General features: G+C 65.9%; 15 protein-coding genes. 4 read left to right on the top strand and 11 right to left on the bottom strand.

Annotated elements, in window-relative coordinates; all coding sequences use genetic code 11:
• Positions 1-147: 147 nt before the first annotated feature.
• From AC1DYM_RS17575 to AC1DYM_RS17615, 9 genes are all read right to left on the bottom strand, one after another.
• Positions 148-822: a hypothetical protein gene (locus AC1DYM_RS17575; RefSeq protein ID WP_477340513.1), complete on the bottom strand. Its 675-nt coding sequence runs from the start codon at positions 820-822 to the stop codon at positions 148-150.
• Positions 823-1,000: 178 nt separating this feature from the next.
• The gene (gene trpE / locus AC1DYM_RS17580) at positions 1,001-2,476 is read right to left on the bottom strand and encodes an anthranilate synthase component I (RefSeq protein WP_477340515.1); all 1,476 of its coding nucleotides are present in this window, start codon (positions 2,474-2,476) and stop codon (positions 1,001-1,003) included.
• A 151-nt stretch (positions 2,477-2,627) separates the two neighbouring features.
• Complete coding sequence (locus AC1DYM_RS17585; protein WP_477340517.1) at positions 2,628-4,625, bottom strand: ATP-binding protein; 1,998 nt, start codon at positions 4,623-4,625, stop codon at positions 2,628-2,630.
• Between the two features lie 120 nt (positions 4,626-4,745).
• The gene (gene pdsR, locus AC1DYM_RS17590; protein WP_325469320.1) at positions 4,746-5,435 is read right to left on the bottom strand and encodes a proteobacterial dedicated sortase system response regulator; all 690 of its coding nucleotides are present in this window, start codon (positions 5,433-5,435) and stop codon (positions 4,746-4,748) included.
• Between the two features lie 621 nt (positions 5,436-6,056).
• Positions 6,057-6,836, bottom strand: a complete 780-nt coding sequence (locus AC1DYM_RS17595; protein ID WP_477340520.1) for a hypothetical protein — start codon at positions 6,834-6,836, stop codon at positions 6,057-6,059.
• 43 nt (positions 6,837-6,879) lie between these two features.
• Positions 6,880-7,626 (bottom strand): hypothetical protein, encoded by a 747-nt coding sequence (locus AC1DYM_RS17600; RefSeq protein WP_477340522.1) that lies wholly within the window; start codon positions 7,624-7,626, stop codon positions 6,880-6,882.
• A gap of 88 nt (positions 7,627-7,714) precedes the next feature.
• Positions 7,715-8,389 (bottom strand): ribulose-phosphate 3-epimerase, encoded by a 675-nt coding sequence (gene rpe, locus AC1DYM_RS17605; RefSeq protein WP_063573953.1) that lies wholly within the window; start codon positions 8,387-8,389, stop codon positions 7,715-7,717.
• 224 nt (positions 8,390-8,613) lie between these two features.
• The gene (djlA, locus tag AC1DYM_RS17610; protein ID WP_477340524.1) at positions 8,614-9,429 is read right to left on the bottom strand and encodes a co-chaperone DjlA; all 816 of its coding nucleotides are present in this window, start codon (positions 9,427-9,429) and stop codon (positions 8,614-8,616) included.
• The gene (locus tag AC1DYM_RS17615) at positions 9,426-9,737 is read right to left on the bottom strand and encodes a c-type cytochrome (protein WP_046967895.1); all 312 of its coding nucleotides are present in this window, start codon (positions 9,735-9,737) and stop codon (positions 9,426-9,428) included. The genes djlA and AC1DYM_RS17615 overlap by 4 nt, the downstream gene beginning before the upstream one ends.
• A gap of 219 nt (positions 9,738-9,956) precedes the next feature.
• On the opposite strand from AC1DYM_RS17615, the gene AC1DYM_RS17620 reads away from it, so the two are divergent.
• The 4 genes from AC1DYM_RS17620 to AC1DYM_RS17635 all read left to right on the top strand — a co-directional run bounded on the left by AC1DYM_RS17620 (position 9,957) and on the right by AC1DYM_RS17635 (position 12,066).
• Positions 9,957-10,853, top strand: a complete 897-nt coding sequence (locus AC1DYM_RS17620; protein ID WP_477340527.1) for a phosphoribosylaminoimidazolesuccinocarboxamide synthase — start codon at positions 9,957-9,959, stop codon at positions 10,851-10,853.
• 34 nt (positions 10,854-10,887) lie between these two features.
• A complete protein-coding gene (locus tag AC1DYM_RS17625) occupies positions 10,888-11,355 on the top strand; it encodes an Mpo1 family 2-hydroxy fatty acid dioxygenase (protein ID WP_477340529.1) in 468 nt (155 codons plus the stop codon).
• Positions 11,356-11,365: 10 nt separating this feature from the next.
• A complete protein-coding gene (locus tag AC1DYM_RS17630; protein WP_477340531.1) occupies positions 11,366-11,776 on the top strand; it encodes a hypothetical protein in 411 nt (136 codons plus the stop codon).
• Between the two features lie 107 nt (positions 11,777-11,883).
• A complete protein-coding gene (locus AC1DYM_RS17635; RefSeq protein WP_477340533.1) occupies positions 11,884-12,066 on the top strand; it encodes a DUF2061 domain-containing protein in 183 nt (60 codons plus the stop codon).
• Here the strand turns inward: AC1DYM_RS17635 and AC1DYM_RS17640 are convergent.
• Positions 12,049-14,148: a beta-agarase gene (locus tag AC1DYM_RS17640; protein ID WP_477340535.1), complete on the bottom strand. Its 2,100-nt coding sequence runs from the start codon at positions 14,146-14,148 to the stop codon at positions 12,049-12,051. The two genes, AC1DYM_RS17635 and AC1DYM_RS17640, sit on opposite strands and share 18 nt — an antisense overlap.
• A gap of 118 nt (positions 14,149-14,266) precedes the next feature.
• Positions 14,267-15,595, bottom strand: a complete 1,329-nt coding sequence (locus AC1DYM_RS17645; protein ID WP_477340537.1) for an APC family permease — start codon at positions 15,593-15,595, stop codon at positions 14,267-14,269.
• Between the last annotated feature and the right edge of the window lie 40 nt (positions 15,596-15,635).

Raw genomic sequence — 15,635 nt, forward strand, 5'->3', positions numbered from 1 at the left:
GGCGGTTGGTCGAGCCCCTGCCCTGATCCGGTAGGAGCCGATTTATGTGGGAGCCGATTCATCGGCGAATGGGTGCTTGCGAAAACCTGGCCCGCTGCCGCGGGTTCGCCGATGAATCGGCTCCTACCGAAAGCGGCTGAAGGGGCGTTACCGCCGGCCGAAGGCCAGGACTTCTGCGGTGTAGGTCTCGACCACGAGGCTGAAAGGCTGGTTGGCCTCGGTGAACAGGACGGCGCGGTGGCGCAGTAGTTCGTGGGGGATCGCCAGGGGGCCCTTAGTCGCTGGAGGCAGCGGCGCTGCCATCTCCCAGCCCTTGGGCAGGGGTGACCACAGGAGGTCCGCGCTGATCGTCTGGCGGCGGAAGTGCAGCGGCTGGACGACCTTGCCGAACGGCTGGTCGGTGGTGTCGAGGATCTGGTTCATTTCCGGGGTAAGGCGGGACGGGACGTACCAGTTGTCCGCTTCGGAAAGGACATGGTCACCGCAGGCCAGCTGCACGCGACGGTACTTCACCGGTTCGTCCGGGCCGATGCCCAAGGTCTGCCGATCGTCGGCGGGCAGCGGCTTGTCCTGACCCTTCACCTGACGCGCGAGGATCTTCGCATCGCCGGCCAGCGCATGGTCGCTGCACCAGCGCTCCAGCGTGAGCGTCGCGCTGGGGTGGCTGAGCAGGTCGGCGTTGAGCGTTTCCAACAGGGCCAGCGCCTGCGTGCGCGAGGCAACGTCGTCGGTGAACGGTTCGCGCGCCTGCGCCGACGGCGCCGAGGTGGCGGCCATGACGGCGATACTTCCGGCGGCGATGAAGGTGCGGGTGCTGGTCATGAAGTTCATTCGGTGTGGGAGCCGATTCATCGGCGATAGCTCGTTGTAGGAGCCGATTTATCGGCGATAGCTCGTTGTAGGAGCCGATTTATCGGCGATCCCGCGGCAGCGGGAGTTAGGATACCGCGAGCACCCTTTCGCCGATGAATCGGCTCCTACAACGGCTGGAGCGCAGCTCTTATAGGCCTTTTGCTGCCTGGGCGACCGCGCGGAACAGTGCGCGACCCTTGTTCATGGTCTCTTCCCACTCGGCGGCCGGGTCGGAGTCGTAGACGACGCCGCCGCCGGCCTGCACGTGCAGGCGGCCGTCCTGGATCACGGCGGTGCGGATGGCGATGGCGGTATCCGCGTCGCCCCACCAGCCGAGCCAGCCGATCGCGCCGGCGTAGATGTTGCGCTTGAAGGGTTCGAGCTCCTGGATGATTTCCAACGCGCGGATCTTCGGTGCACCGCTGACCGTACCCGCCGGGAACGTCGCCTTGATGACATCCATGTACGAGAGGTCCTCGCGAATATCGCCCTCGACCTGGGACACGATGTGCATGACGTGCGAGTAGCGCTCGACCACGAAGGACTCGGACAACTCCACCGAGCCGGTCTTGCTCACGCGACCGACGTCGTTGCGACCGAGGTCGATCAGCATGAGGTGCTCGGCGCGCTCCTTCGGATCGGCGAGCAGTTCGGTTTCGAGCGCGACGTCTTCCGCTTCGTCGGCACCGCGACGGCGCGTGCCGGCGATGGGACGCAGCACGACGCGACCCGCCTTCAGTCGTACGAGGATTTCCGGCGACGAGCCGACGATCTGGGTCGGACCCATGTCGATGAAGAACATGTACGGCGAGGGGTTCATCGCGCGCAGGGCGCGATAGACATCGACGGGCCGCGCGTTGAACTTCACGCTCAAACGCTGCGACGGCACGACCTGGAAAATGTCGCCGGCGCGGATGTATTCCTGCGCCTTGCGCACCACATTCTCGTACTCTTCGCGAGTGAACGAGGATTTGAAATCGGATTCGTCGATCGCCGCCGGCTGCAGCATCTGCGGGTACGACACGCCACCCTGGCGCAGGCGGAAAGCGAGCGCATCGAGGCGGCGCGACGCATCGGCATACGCCTGCGGCTTCGACGGATCGGCGTGGACGATGAGGTACAGACGACCCTTCAGGTTGTCGAACACCGCCACTTCGTCGGCGAGCATCAGCAGGACGTCGGGCGTGCCGATCTCGTCGCGTTTGTCCCACTGGGCCAGGCGCTTTTCGATGTAGCCGATGGTTTCGAAACCGAAGTAACCGACCAGGCCACCGGTGAAGTCCGGCAGGCCGGGCAGCTTCGGCACGTCGTATTGCTTGCGCAGCACTTCGATCTCGGCGAGCGGATCGTCCAGATGACGACGCTCGATCACCTCACCGCTCTCTTCCACTTCCAGCTCGTGGCCACGCAGGCGATACACGCGCCGCGCCGGCAGGCCGATGATGGAGTGGCGTCCCCACGTGGCGCCGCCCTCGACCGATTCGAAGAGGAAGGTGTACGGGCCATCGGCCAGCTTCAGGTACACCGACAGCGGCGTGTCGAGGTCGGAGAAGACCTCGCGCACCAGCGGAATGCGCGTATGGCCCTGCGCGGCGTAGGCGTCGAATTGTTCGCGGGAAATCATTCGGGGCGTCGAATCGGGTGGGGTGAATAGCCGATTGTAAGCTGCGCAGCCATTCTTGGTAGGAGCCGATTTATCGGCGATGGGGTGCTTGCGGTAACCATGCCCGCTGCCGCGGGTTCGCCGATGAATCGGCTCCTACCTGAGCATGGGGTCAGGCCAGGCGTTGGCGGGGCAGGCCCTTGAGATGCAGCGTAAAGGCCACGCCGCCTTCGATATTCCTTGCGCTGGCGCTGCCCTGGTGACGCTCGGCGACCAGGCGGACCACGTAGAGGCCCAGGCCCAGGTGCGGTGCGTCGCCCGGGGTGGCCTTGTCGCGCAGGCTGACCAGGGAGTCGAACAGGCGGCCCTGCATCGCGGCTGGCAGTGACGGCCCTTCATTGGCCAGTTCGACATCGGCACCTTCCGCCGTGGGACTGAGGGTGATGCGCAGCCAGCCGCCCGGCGGGGTGAACGACAGGGCGTTGTCGAACAACTTGTCCAATGCCTGCGCGATCAGCTCCGGCGAGACGTGCATCGGCACGGGGCCCGGCGGCAGCACGGCTTCGAGCGTGCGATCGCCGGCCAGGCCGCGATAGCCGTCCGCGCAGCCACGCACGATATCGGCGAGATTCACGTCTTCCGCTTCGGCCGAGGCGATGGCGCGCTCCATGCGGCTGGCTTCGCTCATCGCGCGAACCAGCGCACCGAGGCGGGCGACACCGTCGCGCGCACGGGCGAGGTAGGGCTCGGCTTCGGGCGGAAGACCAGCATGATCGAGGTTGTCCAGCGAGGACTTTACGATCGCCAGCGGTGTATTCAGTTCGTGCGATAGCTTGGACGCCAGCGTGCGCAAGTAGTCCGTGTAACCGCCGACCACCTCGAACAACCGCGCGAAACTCCGCGCGAGGTCGCCCAGTTCGTCGGTGGCATCGATCAGCGGGAAGGGGCCATCCAGACGACCGTCGTTGTCCTGCGCCCGCTCGGCGGCATTGCGCAAGCGTCGCAGGCGGAAGGTCAGCCGCGTGGCGAACAACAGCAGCACGCCACCGGCGATCAACAACACGGCGAAGCTGGTCAGCAGCAGGCCGAAAAGAGCGCGATTCGCTAGCAGCGGCACGGCGCGACTGGGCTGTTCCAGCAACACCACGCCGTGCAGTTTGCCGCCGCCCTGGATCGGCAAGGCCGCGGCGAGCACGACGCTGCCGCGCGATTCGCCCGCGCGCCACGCGGTGGCGGGTTTGCCGAGCAACGCTTCGCGTACTTCCGGCAGATCGATCCGCGGGGCGTCTTCGGCCCAGCCACCTTCGTCGTCCAGCCGCGTCGCCAACAGCGAGCGATACACCAGCGAGGCGAACCAGCCCGGTCGCTCGGCGGCGGGAAGATCGGGCAGATCGAGCTTGCCGCTCTGCGCGACCAGCCAGGCATCGGGCGAGAGGACGCGCACGCGCACGCCATCGGGGGCCAGGCGCGCCAGCTCCTGCGACAGGGGTACGGAGAAGTCGAGCACCGGTCGGGTTTCGGCGGTGAGGGGTTCGTTGTCGCCCTCGGCGGCGATATGCACGCCAACGCCGAAATGGTCGAGCCGCAGCCCGCGCGGCAAACGGAATTCCGCGCGGAAACCGCTACCGTCTTCCTGCCATTGCGCGTTGATGCGGTCGGGCAACACGCCGGCCTCGGGGTCGAGCGCGATGGCGGTGGTCGCCCCCGGCGCGGCGCTGGCCATGAGGTAACGCTGCGCATCGTCGCCACTGGCGATGGAGACGATGAGGTGGTCGGCGCTGAGCGCGAGGCGATCGTCCGCATCCGCGCGACGGCGATGCGTGGCGCGCACGTCGATGTAGAAGTACAGCCAGTGATCGTCCTCGGCGAGCATCACGCGTGCGTTCTTGCCGAGCGTCTGCGCCCAGGGGCTCAGCGAGGCCCAGTCGTCCGCATAGCCGTCCATCGTGATGGCGCTGGGCGTGTGCTGCACATACCAGGCGTTGCCAGCCGGCGGCAGCGGTGCGTCGACCACGACGAGGCTGCGCGCGAGCGCGCGCGCCGATGCGACCAGCGCCTGCGCCTGTCCTTCGCGCAGCAGCGTCTCCATCTGGCGCACGTAGAGCCACCCGGCCACGGGAAGGGCCAGGGTGCACAGGGCGACGAGGAGGAGTTTCTGGCGGAGACTCATGCGTAAAAGCGCTGCTGCTTTGGTAGGAGCCGATTCATCGGCGAAAGGGTGCTTGCGTCACCCTGGCCCGCTGCCGCGGGTTCGCCGATGAATCGGCTCCTACCGAGAGCAGTCATCGGGTCAGGAGGTCCAGCGATAGCCCACGCCGTGGACGGTCTCGATCGCGTCGAACTCCGGCGCCAGCGCGATGAACTTCTTGCGGATGCGCTTGATGTGCGAGGTGATCGTCGCGTCGTCGACCACCAGCTCCGCTTCGCGCATCAGCTGGTCGCGATTCTTCACGTGGCCGGGGAAACGCACCAGCGTATGCACCATCCAGAATTCGGTGACGGTGAGCGGGATCTCGATGCCGTTCCACAGGATGCGCATGCGCTCGGACTCGAGCTTCAGCGGGCCGTGCTCGATCACCGTCTCGCTGGACGCGGGCGTCTTCAACGATTCGATGCGACGGAACAACGCCGCGATGCGCGCCGCGAGCTGGTGCAGGCTGGTGTCCTTGGACAGGTAGTCGTCGGCACCCAGGCGCAGGCCGGAGATGACGTCGAAATCCGAGTCACGCGCAGTGAGGAAGATGATCGGCAGCGTGGCCGACTTCGCGCGGAGCTCGCGGCAGAGGTCGAAGCCGCCTTCGGGCTCGTCGCCCAGGCCGATGTCGATGATGACCAGTTCCGGCAGACGCATGGCGAAGGCCATCGAGGCCTCCCCGCGTGAGCCGTAGCCGCGGGCCTCGTAGCCGAAGCGGTTGAGCGCCTCGACATAGTTGGCGCGGATGAGGGGTTCGTCTTCGACGATGGCGATGCTGCGGGCCATGGGCATTCCGTTGAGGTGATTTGCCAGCGCAGGTTCCTATGCAGCCGGCCCGTCCGCAAGGCCCCGGCGGCGATTGCCCGCGTCTTGCCCTATCTCGCACCCCTGCCCGGCCCCCGCCTACACATTTTGTTTGCCCGGGATTTGCCACAAACAGCCTGCGGATTGCCCGAACCCGGACGCTCCGCCCGCCGCCCGCGGCGTTCAACTAGCCATGACGGCGCGCCGATCCGGCGCCGAGGACCTGAACCATGAAAACCAAACCCGACGCCGATAACAGCGAACTGGAACGCGACTTCGAGCCGCTCCGCGTGGCACTCGCCCTCGGCGCGCTCGCCCTCGGCATCCTGTTCGGCATGCACTGACGGGAGACTCCTCATGGATCTATTCGACGACTTCGTGGAACCGGCCATGGAAGGCCTTGGCGCGGCTGGTGCGCACGGAAGTGTGCCAGCCGCCGGGGCGGGCGAACCCGACCCCGAGTGGCTTCCGCTCTAATAGCTTGGTAGGAGCCGATTTATCGGCGATCCCGCGGCAGCGGGCCAGGATGTCGCTAGCACCCAATCGCCGATAAATCGGCTCCTACCCGAAGCGGCGTTGGCCTGTCAGTCGGGAATGGGCCCGTCAGTCGGCCGCCGGGGCTTTCCCGGCGGCCAGCTGGCCGATTGGCACGAGATTGGTCGGCGTCGCCTCGCCGACAGTGACCGTGCCGGCCATGCCGCGGAAGAACGCCTCGCCATCTTTCGCCAGGGTCCGGTTAATGGCAAACCCGTGGGACCCGGAGACGCGCGAGGTCTCCCCGCTGTTGAACTGGCCGAACCCGGGACCATCGGACGGCGTGAGCCCGTCGATGAAGATCGAGCCGCCGAACATCGCGGCGGCCTCGATGTTGCGCATCTCGTTGGTGTAGCGAAGCCGCGCCCGCCGTCCGGCGATGGCGTCGCTGTACTCCTCCTTGAGTGACAGCCAGTAGGTGTTCGCCGCGGCGCGCTCGGCCGGCGAGGCCTGTTGATACGCCTGGACGAAGGCCCCTTCGAAACGCGGGTCGTGCCGCTCGTCGGCCAGCGCCAGCCAGGCGATGCCGAGGGGACGGTTCTGCGGGCCTTCGTCGCCGTTGAAGTACATCAGGCCGAGCGCGTACTGCGCCGGCTTGCTTGCCCAGTAGGCCGCATCCCGCAAGCGCTCGCGCGAGCGTGCGTTATGGCCCTGGCCCAGGTCGCGCGCGGCGGCGCAGAAGTAGTAGTTGCCGGGAAGCAAACGCTCCAGGCCCTGCGCGCAGCCCTGGATGGTATGCCTGAGCTGTGCCTTGGCATCTTCCGATGAGGCGGAGGCGGTGTCCTTGGCGAACACCGGGCCAGTGATCGCGCACAGCGCGGCAAGTGCGACGGTATAGACGTATTTCAAAGCTTTCTCCCATGCGGCTCCGAATGAGCCCTTTCTTACGGAATCACTCGTCGCGCTTGCGCGTGTCGATCTGACTGACCGGCACTAGGACCGCATCGCCGACGAACACGTGGCTTTCGTAACCGTAGAAGTACATGGCCTTCTGCGACTGGAGCAGGCGGCCGACGCTGAAGCCGCTCTGCAATGGCAGGTTATCCGCCGACGCCATGGCCGACGTCGGCATGAACACGCCATCGATGAAGACGCTGCCGCCAAAGTTGGCAGCCCATTCGAGTTCCTTGTACGCGCGATTGAACTGGCGCTCGGCACGCGGGCCGGCGACGGCATCGGCGTAGACCGGCTTCATCTCCTGCCAGTACGCGTTGGCCTGGGCGATCTCGTCCGGCGTGGCGTGCTGGTAGGCGGAGACGAACCCGGGCTCGTAGGCGGGATCGTGGCGCTCGGCGGCCAGCGCCAGCCAGGCCAGACCCAAGGGACGGTTTTTCTGCGCGTGATCGCCGTTGAAATACATGATGCCGAGCGCGTATTGCGCCGGCTTGCTCGCCCATCGGGCAGCATCTTTCAGGTTCTCGCGGGCGAGACCTTCGTGGCCGCTCCAGAAGTCGCGGGCCGCCGCACAGAAATAGTATTCGCCGGGAAGAAAGCGCTCGAGGCCACCCGGACACGGCTGCAACGAATCGGAGACTTTTTTTTGCTGGTCGGGCAAGGGAACCGGGCGGTCGGCGGCCTGGGTGGCGAACGCCGATACAGCGAGGGCCGCTGCAAGAGTCAGTACGGACAACGTCTTCATACGTAGATCCTCGACCGTGACCCACCCCGAGTCCTGATTACAGTACCACCCGGTTCGCTTTTTATTCGTGAAGTCTTTTTTATCCCACTTACTTGCCGTCGATGGCCGCGTGCATGCGGCGGATCACGTCGGCGTAGTCCGGGGCATTGAAGATGGCCGAGCCGGCAACGAAGGTGTCGGCACCGGCCGCCGAGATGGCGCCGATGTTGTCCGGGGTGACGCCACCGTCCACTTCGAGGCGGATCTTGCGGCCGCTGGCGTCGATGCGCTCGCGCACCTGGCGGATTTTCTCCAGCGCCGAGGGAATGAACTTCTGGCCACCGAAGCCCGGGTTCACCGACATGATCAGCACCATGTCGATCTTGTCCATGACGAAGTCGAGCCAGGACAGCGGCGTGGCCGGATTGAACACCAGGCCGGCTTCGCAGCCCTCGCCCTGGATCAGCTGGATGGTGCGGTCCACGTGCTCGCTGGCTTCCGGGTGGAAGCTGATGCTCCGCGCGCCGGCCTTGGCGAAGTCCGGCACGATGCGGTCCACCGGCTTGACCATCAGGTGCACGTCGATGTGCTCGGTGATGCCGTAATCGCGCAGCGCCTTGAGCACCATCGGCCCGATGGTGAGGTTGGGCACGTAGTGGTTGTCCATCACGTCGAAATGCACCCACTGCGCCCCGGCGTCGAGCACCTTGCGCGTGTCCTCACCCAGGCGGGCAAAGTCGGCCGAGAGAATGGACGGGGCGATAACGGGAGATTGCTTGGACATGATCGATACCGTTTTAGTGGTGGGACACAGGCTGGCGAGCTCTGTGTAGGAGCCGAATGCATCGGCGATCCCGCGGCAGCGGGCCAGTCACCGATAGGACATGGGTCCTCTACAAGCCTGATCCAGTGGCCTGTGTATTTCTAGTGGATGCCAGCGATTTCGCTAGCACCCATCGCCGATGAATCGGCTCCTACCGAGCCGGCAAGTCGCAGCACCTTGCTCGGTTATTTAAACCCGCGCTCCGCCTTGATCCGCTCGTAGGCCGCATTGATTTCGCTGGCCCGCGACTCGGCGCGGCGACGCATGTCGTCAGGGAGGTCGCCGAGGCGATCCGGGTGGTGTTCGGAAATCAGCTTGCGGTACGCGCGCTTGATGCCGCGGTCGTCGGTGTCGCGCTGGATGCCGAGCACCGCGTACGGGTCCGGGCCCTGCGCACTGCGCTGCGGCGGCACGTAGCCACCGCCGGTGCGACCCTGGCTGCCGCCGTACGAGCGACCGCCGGCGTTGGCGTTCCAGGCGTAGCCCTTCATCGCCATGAGCGCCATCAGCTCCATGTCGCTGACGCGCAGGGCGAAGGCGAGCTGGCGCAGGATCGCCATTTTTTCCGGCGACGGGTTGCCCTCCGCGAGCACCGTCTCGATGACCACGTCGATCACGGGGAAGGCATGGTCGCGGCGATGGCCGACCCACTGACGGAGTTCGTCGATCACTTCGGCCGCGTTGAACTCGGGCTGCTTGCCCTCGTTGAAGGCGTCGACGGCGACCGTGCGCTGCTCCTGGTCCAGGCCCATGCGCGCCATCAGGCGTTCCGCAATGGCGATCTCGGCTTCGGAGATGCGTCCGTCGGCCTTCGCCACCGCACCGATCAGCGCGAACAGCGGCGAGATGTAGCCGCCTTGCGCCGGTGCGCGTCGGCGCTGGCTCTGCTGGCGACTGGCGTCGAACATGAAGCCGAGGGCGCCGCCGATGAGGGCGCCGAGCAGGTTGTGGGTCAACCAGATGCCCGCGACGATGCCGATGAAGGTACCGGTAAAATTCATGGAGCCGCTCTGGATGGGGTTTGCGCGGAGAACCACTGGGCCAGCTGGTCCAGTTCCGCATCGGTGAGTGGGCCGGTGGCGGCGCGCATCACGGGGATGTCGCGGCGGCCGTCGCGGTACTGGCGCAGGGCTTCACGCAGGTAGTCGAGTTTCTGCCCGGCCAGGTTGGGTGCGCCGGGAATGCGTGCCATGCCGTCTTCGCCATGGCATGCCGCGCACAGACCCAGGCGCGCCGGCTTCGCAGGCGGCGTGGCGAGGACAGGGGCGGATAAGGCCAGGGCAAGTGCCGCGGTCGTCAGGATTCGCATGGCAGGGCAATGGGGGCAGTAACCGTAAATTCTAGCAGGCCAAATGCCACAGGCCCCGCGGGGCGGGTCGCACCGCTTCGGGGTAGGAGCCGATTCATCGGCGATCCCGCGGCAGCGGGCCAGGTTACCGCGAGTACCCGTTCGCCGATGAATCGGCTCCTACCGAGCCTGGCCTCGTTACAATAGACGGCTCGAACCGCCCTACCCCGGAGTCCTGCCGTGCCTACGACCCTGAGCCAATCCGACCTGCCTGGCCTGGACCTCATCCATCGCGGCAAGGTCCGCGACGTGTATGCCCTGCCGGGCAATCGCCTGCTCATGGTCGCCACGGACCGTCTCTCGGCGTTCGACGTGGTGCTGCCCGACCCGATTCCGGGCAAGGGCGAGATGCTCACGCAGATCTCCAACTTCTGGTTCGCCAAGACCGCCCACATCATGCCGAACCACCTGACCGGCGAAGACGTCGCCTCGGTGCTGCCGGCCGGTGTGGATGCAGCGCTTTACGCAAAGCGCGCCGTGATCACCAAACGCCTGAAGCCGGTGCCGGTCGAAGCGATCGCCCGCGGCTACATCATCGGGTCGGGTTGGAAGTCCTATAAGGCCACCGGAGACATCTGCGGCATCAAGCTGCCCGAAGGCCTGGCCATGGCCGCCAAGCTGCCGGAGCCGATCTTCACCCCGTCGACCAAGGCCGCTGTCGGCGACCACGACGAGAACGTCAGTTTCGACGCCGTCGTTGCCCTGGTCGGCGAAGACATGGCCAACGCCGTGCGCAAGGCGACACTGGAGATCTACGCCTGGGCCGCGGCCTACGCCGCCGAGCGCGGCGTGATCATCGCCGACACCAAGTTCGAATTCGGTACAGACGAGAACGGTGTGCTGCACATCATGGACGAGATGCTGACCCCGGATTCCTCGCGCTTCTGGCCGGCCGACGACTACCAGGTAGGCATCAGCCCGCCCAGCTACGACAAGCAGTTCGTCCGCGACTACCTCGAGCAGATCGGCTGGAACAAGACGCCGCCCGCACCGAAGGTGCCCAAAGACGTCATCGACGGCACCGCGGCGAAGTACGCCGAAGCGCTGGACAAGCTGGCCGGCATCCGACTGGACTAAGCTCTCGTCAGACGGTTCTTACGGGGGTACGACCATGCGCGACGCAGCCACCTGGTTCGACAACTACGCAGCCGATCATCAGAACCCGACAAATCGGCTGATCCACTGGATCTGCGTGCCGGCGATCACCTGGACCGTGGTCGCCCTGGTCTGGCTGATTCCCGTGCCGGGCTGGCTCGGCCGTCCGGGCCTGTGGTCGGTGCTGGCCATGTTCCTGGCCTTCTGCTTTTACTACTACCGGCTGTCGCGCCGGATCGGCCTGGCCATGGCCGGCGCCTTCCTGTCGCTGGCGCTGATCACCGATTCGCTCTACCGCAGCATCGGCAGCAGTGGCCTGCTCTGGCTCGCGATCGGTGTGTTCGTGGTGGCCTGGATCGGCCAGTTCATCGGTCACAAGATCGAAGGCCGCCGGCCCTCGTTCCTGACCGACCTGCAGTACCTTCTGATCGGCCCGGCGTGGCTGATGAGCAAGGCACTCGGCCGTTTCGGCCCGGCGTACTGACGGAAACCACGTGACCCAACCTCTCCTGACCTTCCTCTCCGCCGCTATCTGGTGGGTGATCTACTCCAGCGCCGCCGCCGTCATCCCTGCCCTGATCGTCTGGATCGCCTTGCGCTTTCTCGAGAAGACGCCGGTGGTGTTCAACCGGGCGTACATGGCCAGCCTGATCTGGGCCCTCGTCGCGGTGCTCACGGGCGGCCTGGTGATCGCCGCGCAGCATGGCCAGGCACCTGGGCAGTCGATTTTCGTCCTGCCCTGGATGCGCGCCTCGCTGGTCCTGGACATGCTGGTCGGCGCCTTTCTCATCTGGCGGCTGGTGCCGCGCATCGACGCCCGCCGGGTCAAGCCGACCAGCGCCTGCATGGCCGTCGCGATCGTGATGGTCGTGGCGATGGTGATCGGGACGACGATTCGCCGATAACGCATCGTCGTCGATAGGAAATCCCTATCGATCCGATGCGATTCATCAGTTGGACTCAGGGGCAGCGATCCCCATAATGAGAGTCATTCTTATTGGAGAGTCCGGCCATGGCCAGGAAGATCAAGTACGCGGCGACGCATTTCAGCATCGCCTTTTCGATGAGCTACGCGGTGAACCAGAACGTGGCGCTCAGCACCCTCGTCGGTATCGCCGAGCCGCTGGCCTTCGCCTTCGGCCGTGACGTGGCCCGCGAAACCCGCAACGGCCTGCAGCTAGCGCCCGCCGCCTGAGCCTGCGTTCGCGTCGGTGACGGCACGCGTGAAACCCTCGAACGGGATGTCGGTGATGCCGACCAGCCCGATATGCGAGTTCTCGCCATCGAGGATGCGACCGGTCACTGGCTGGTCGACGTACTGGAACCAGTGCGTGCCGACGATGACGCCCGATGCGACCGCGGCATTCACGAAGCGCGCGTAGGCCTTGCCTCGCTCGTCCTCACTCCCTACAGCCGCGACACCGTTGCCGAACGGCCCACGGTCGGCTGAGCCGAAGTGGAACTCGGTGATCATCACCGGCTTGTCGAGCTTGCGAAACGCCGCCACGTCGAAGCCGTGCTCGGGCAGGTCCGTGTAGGTATTGATACTGGTGACGTCGGCGTAGGTCGCACTCGCCTCTTCGGTTTCTGGCGTGCGGACGGCCAGCCTTCCGCCGAGGAAGAGATGATGCGGGTCGGCCTTCTTCAGCGTCTCCGCCACCGTGCGGAAGTACTGCCCCGCGTAAAGCTTGAGGAAGGCGATGTCGTCGACGGCGATCGCTGGGTGCGGCTCGTTCGGGTCCGGCGCCTTGAAGCCTTTCGCGGCAACCTGGTCCCACGATGTCGCCTCCACGCCCCAGGCCTTAGCGAAGCTCGCCACGTCGCCGTGGGTCTTCTTCAGGTAAGCGAGGAAAGCCTGCTTCGCCGGACTCTCCGGCCCTTGCGCGAGACTGCCGACAGCGAGCGCCCAGCGCCCTTGCGGCCCCTGCCCCGCCCACGCGAGTTCGTTATCGGCGAAGTAGCCGAGCAGCCAGGGATCGTCGCGCACGCTCTTCGTGGCGGCAGCGACGGCGGCTTCCGTCGCCTTGATGAAACGCGGATCGAAGGGATCGGGCATGCGACCCCAGTAGTCGTAGCCGGTGCTGACCGTGTTGAAGTCACCATGGATGAGGATCGGCACGGTGTAAGCCATGCGATGGTCGCTCGCGAACCCCGGATCGCTCCAGTTGCCGAGCGTGTTGAAGCGCCAGGCCTTCAGGCGATCGACCGTGCGCTTGCGCCACGCGGCTTCGGGATGTTCGCCAAGGCTGAGCGCGACGTTGCTCGCATAGACGTCCCACCAGCGACCGTGGTTCATGCCGTTGTCGCGCTGTGAGCCGGCATCGCTGCGACTGTCCGACGTGCCACCGAACGCGCCGTTGGCCACGGTCGGATCGGCGAACATGAACTCGCGACCCTGCACGTAGGTGCGCCCGTCGGTCATGTTCACGGCATTGACGCCGAGTGAGAAGAACGCATGGCCTTCCGGGGTCACGAGCCACCAGCGACCGCCCTGCTTCTGGGTGTGGAACCAGCCGGTCGCTTGCAGTGCCGCGAGGTCGGTGCGGCCGCCGTACTTGTCGAGGTTCTTGATGTCGGTGGCGGGCGGCAGAGCATTCGCGCGCTGCTTGAGCGCAGCATCGCTGTCGATCTTCTCTGGCCACGTGCTGCGGGTGTACTGCCCGTAACGGTCGACAAGGGCTGTGTATGCACGGCGCAGATCATCGTCATTGGCCGCGCTTTCGAGCTTGCCGAACAACAGCGTCTGCGCCGCGCCGGGCTGCGGCATCGACAGCGTGACCGACGTGATGGCGTTGCTATCGACGTTGCCTTCGACGGCGGTGGCGACGAGGCGCTTTTCCTTGCCTTCGTCATACGGCATCGGCGGACCGACCTGCATGCCGAACGCGCGTGGCGACGTCGGCTTCAATGACACGGACACCGTTTGTGGCGGACCCGGCGGCACGCCGACGGTGGCCGTGGTGTGCTTGCCGTTCGAGGCGATATCGACCATCAGCGTGACCGGCCAGGGCATGCCGTTCTGCACGCGCAATCGGAGCGCGCCACCTGCCGGCCAGTTCCAGCTGCCCTGCTTCGGTGCGATCACGAGTGATGGCGATGGTGACGGCTGGAAGGTCACCGCAACCAGCTCACTCCCATCCGCCGCCTTGCGCACGGTGGGATCCAGCGTCGCCCCCTTGGGCGTGATCCGCACGGCATCCGGATGAGCGAGATCCACCGTCGCGGCCTGCGCCGTCATGGTGGCACCGACAAGGAAGAACGAAAGAAATGATCGCATCCCCCGATCCTGCCACGTCGCAGGCGTCGATTCAGCGACACCCCCTCACCCCGGTAGGAGCCGATTCATCGGCGATGCTCGTTGCCCCCTGTGGGAGCCGATTCATCGGCGATCGCTCTTAAACCGCCCGCCCCAACCGCTTCCGCCAAAAATAATAAACCGGCACGCCCAGCGCGATGATCACCAGACTCATCCCCGCATCCCCCGGCTCCGTAATCGCCGTCGCGCCAATCACGCACAACACCGTTACCGTAAACACCAGGGGCAACACCGGATACCCCGGCACCAGGTACGGCGACGGCTCCGACTTCAATTTCTTGCGATACCAGAAGATCGTCGCGATACCGAACGCGTGCGACAACCACTCGCCCACCGTCGTGTAGTTGAGCAGCGCGTTGAAGCTACCGGACACCAGCAGCACGATCGCCCAGCCACCCAGCGCGACCAGCGCGAACTGCGGTGCACCGGTGCGTGGCTCGATGCGCGCGATCGGCTTGAAGAACATGCCGTCCGCGCTCATCACCTGAAGCACGCGCGCGCCACCGGCGATGGCAATGCTGCAGTAGCCGAAGGTCGAGCAGGCGATACCGACGGCAATGATCGTGGCGCCCGACTCGCCGAACACGCGACGCATGAGGTCGGCCGCGGGAGCGGTGCTCGCCGCGAGCCCGGCGTGACCGAGCCCCGCCATGTAGGCGATGTTCACCAGCACGTAGCAGATGACGACGCTGGCCATGCCCAGCCCCAGCGCACGCGGCAGGGTGCGCTGCGGGTTGCGTACTTCACCGGCGAGATCGTTGAGGTAATGGAAGCCACCGTAGGCGAACATGGCCGGAAGCAGCGCCCCGATGATCGTGCTTGCCGGCACGTCATGCGTCGGATCGGCGGCGAAGGCCGCGCCAAGATGACCCTTCGCCAGGAAGAGACCGACCACGATGAGCAAGGCCACCGCGCCGAGTTTGAGCACGGTGAAGATGTTCTGCACCCAGGCGCCGGCACGGATACCGAACAGGTTCACCGCGACGATGAAACTGATCGCACCGACCGCCAGCGGCTTCACCCATTCATGCGGCAGGCCCATCGCGCGACACGCGTAATCGGCGAAGGTGGTCGCCACCGCGGCCACGCTACCGGGATAGTTGATCAGCGCCATGGTCCAGCCGAACAGGAAGGCCGGCAACTGACCGAAGGCCTCACGCAGGTAAACGTAGGTACCGCCCGCCTGCGGCCGCCGCGCGCCGAGCTCCGCGTAACACAGTACGCCCGCCAGGGTGAGCAGGCCGCCCAGCGTCCAGAGCAGGATGACTTCCCCGCCCGAACTGGTCAGCTGCGCGACGGTGGCTGGCGTACGGAAAATACCCGCGCCGATGACACCGCCAATGACGATCATCGCGGCATCCCAGATGCCGAGGCGACGGAGGTAGTGAGCAGGCTGAGGAGCGGACATCCCCGGACGATGCCATAAGAGCAGGGCCTTGTGGGAGCGC

The sequence above is a fragment of the Luteibacter sp. P1_D3 genome (assembly GCF_056406135.1).